Raw genomic sequence first — 2420 nt, 5'->3', positions numbered from 1 at the left:
ACCAGGCTTTTATACCTTAGAATATATTAGAGAAATTCTTCCTAATGTAGTTTTAGATGATGCCTTAGTCGACGATAATAAGATTCCCAAATCTCCAGGTCAAAAATACAAACACTACGCTCCTAAGGCTAGGATGCAGGTTTATGTAGGATCTAGGGCTTCTGATTTTATTTACAAAAAAGCTAAGGAATATGAAAATAAGGGACTCAAAGTAGGCGTCTTGATCTTTGAAGAAGATATGGAAAGATTTGAAGGATTTGAAAGAATTTCTTTTGGTGATAGAAGTGACTTAAGTCAAATGAGTCATGTCCTATTTACAGCTCTAAGAAAGATGGATAAATTAAAAGTAGATCTTATACTAGCCGAAGGTGTAATGGATAATAACTTGGGTAAGAGTATAATGAATAGAATGAAAAAATCTGCCGCTGGCAATATAGAATATTTATAGGAGGGCATATGGGAAAAGTAAATGTACTAGATCATCCAGTAATTAAACATAAGATAACAATATTAAGAGATAAGAATACAGGCGCCAATGAGTTTAGGTCTTTGGTAACTGAGATTGCAATGATTCTTGCCTATGAAGCAAGCAAGGATTTAAGTCTTGAAGAATTTGAAATGGAAACACCTATTACAAAGACAACTGGATATAGATTAGCAGGTAAAAAGCAAGCTGTAGTTCCAATCCTAAGAGCAGGACTGGGTATGGTTGATGGGGTCCTTGAAGTACTTCCAGCAGCTAAGATTGGCCATATAGGAATGTATAGAAACGAAGAGACTCTAGAGCCAGTCGAATATTACTGCAAACTTCCAAATGATATAGGAAACAGAGATATCTTGGTAGTAGATCCAATGGTTGCAACAGGTGGGTCAGTAAATGACGCTGTTGAAAGACTTAAGGAAAGAGGATGTAAGTCAATTAAGCTTCTTTGTATAATAGCCGCACCAGAAGGTATAAAAGCAATTCAAGAAAAACACGATGATGTAGATATTTTCGTAGCCCAAATGGATGAGAATCTCAACGAAAATGGCTATATTGTTCCTGGACTGGGAGATGCTGGAGATAGATTGTTCGGTACAAAATAAGGACTTAAGATGACTAAAGAGATATTAATAATAAATTCAAATGGACCACTTAAGGGAGAAGTAGAAATCTCTGGTGCCAAAAACTCTGCCCTGCCAATTCTTGCTGCTTGTGTTTTAGGTACTGAAGAAATAATCCTAGATGGTGTTCCAGAGCTTAAAGATGTTGAAATAATGGTAGATGTACTAAAACATCTTGGATCAGAGGTAGAATATATAGGAAAAAATAGTTTAAGGATAGACTCAAGTGGAATCAATACCTGTGAGACTCCTTATGAGCTTATGGATAAGATGCGTGCATCCTTTGTAGTTATGGGTCCACTTCTTTCAAGATTTCATAAGGCCTACACAAGAGCGCCAGGTGGTTGCAATATAGGTTCAAGGCCTATTGACCTTCACCTTAAGGGATTCAATGCCTTGGGTGCAGATACTAGGATAAATGATGATGAGATTGCTATAGAAGCAAATGAGGGCCTGATAGGTGATGAAATCTACCTAGATTTCCCTTCAGTTGGTGCTACTCAAAATATTATCATGGCTGCGACTCTTGCAGAAGGTGAAACTATAATAGAAAATGCTGCCAAGGAGCCAGAAATTGTAGACCTTGCTTCTTTCCTATCCAAAATGGGAGCAAAAATTAAGGGAGCAGGAACTTCTACAATTACAATTACTGGAGTTGAGAAGCTTACAGGAACCAGACACACTATTATTCCTGATAGGATAGAAGCAGCAACTTATATGCTAGCAGCTGCTATGACCAGGGGAGATGTGAAGATTACTAATGTGATAGGCTCTCACATAAGACCTGTTATAGCAAAACTTATAGAAATCGGCGCAGATGTCGAAGAAATCGAAGAAGAAGATATTATCTTTGTTAAGGCTCCAAATAGGCTCAAGGCAACCAATATCCAAACTCTTCCATACCCGGGCTTTCCTACAGACGTGCAAGCGCAGTTTATGGCCCTTCTAACCCTAAGCGATGGAGAAAGTAGGATTCAAGAAACTGTATTTGAAAATAGATTCATGCACGTAGAGGAGCTTTCCAAGATGGGAGCAGTAATAGCAACTTCTGGAAATAGGGCGACGATTGCAGGAGTTGAGAAACTTCATGGAGCAAGTGTCAAGGCAACAGACCTTAGAGCTGGAGCAGCTCTTGTTATGGCTGGCCTTGTTGCTGAAGGAGAGACTAGAGTTTCTGAAATTTATCATATAGATAGGGGATATAGCAATCTTGTTGATAAGTTAACCAAGCTTGGAGCAGATATCAAAAGAGTTACAGTTGATTAATAGGAAATAAAATGAAGATTAAAGGCATAGTTACCAACATTATATTTAGA

The 2420-nt window shown here is 38.0% G+C and carries 3 protein-coding genes; all 3 read left to right on the top strand.

Annotated features, from left to right (window positions below; genetic code table 11):
- A partial coding sequence (locus MRZ08_RS06955; RefSeq protein ID WP_297380989.1) for a Sua5 family C-terminal domain-containing protein occupies nt 1-448 on the top strand: 448 nt, incomplete at its 5' end.
- 8 nt (nt 449-456) lie between these two features.
- Nucleotides 457-1086 (top strand): uracil phosphoribosyltransferase, encoded by a 630-nt coding sequence (upp, locus tag MRZ08_RS06950; RefSeq protein WP_015777687.1) that lies wholly within the window; start codon nt 457-459, stop codon nt 1084-1086.
- A 9-nt stretch (nt 1087-1095) separates the two neighbouring features.
- On the top strand, nt 1096-2370 hold the full coding sequence (gene murA, locus MRZ08_RS06945; protein ID WP_297380984.1) for a UDP-N-acetylglucosamine 1-carboxyvinyltransferase: 1275 nt from the start codon (nt 1096-1098) through the stop codon (nt 2368-2370).
- Nucleotides 2371-2420 lie beyond the last annotated feature (50 nt).

Origin of the sequence: Anaerococcus sp., assembly GCF_022770135.1 — a bacterium.
Classification (GTDB): domain Bacteria; phylum Bacillota; class Clostridia; order Tissierellales; family Peptoniphilaceae; genus Anaerococcus.
This window is presented reverse-complemented; position numbering and strand designations above follow the sequence as displayed.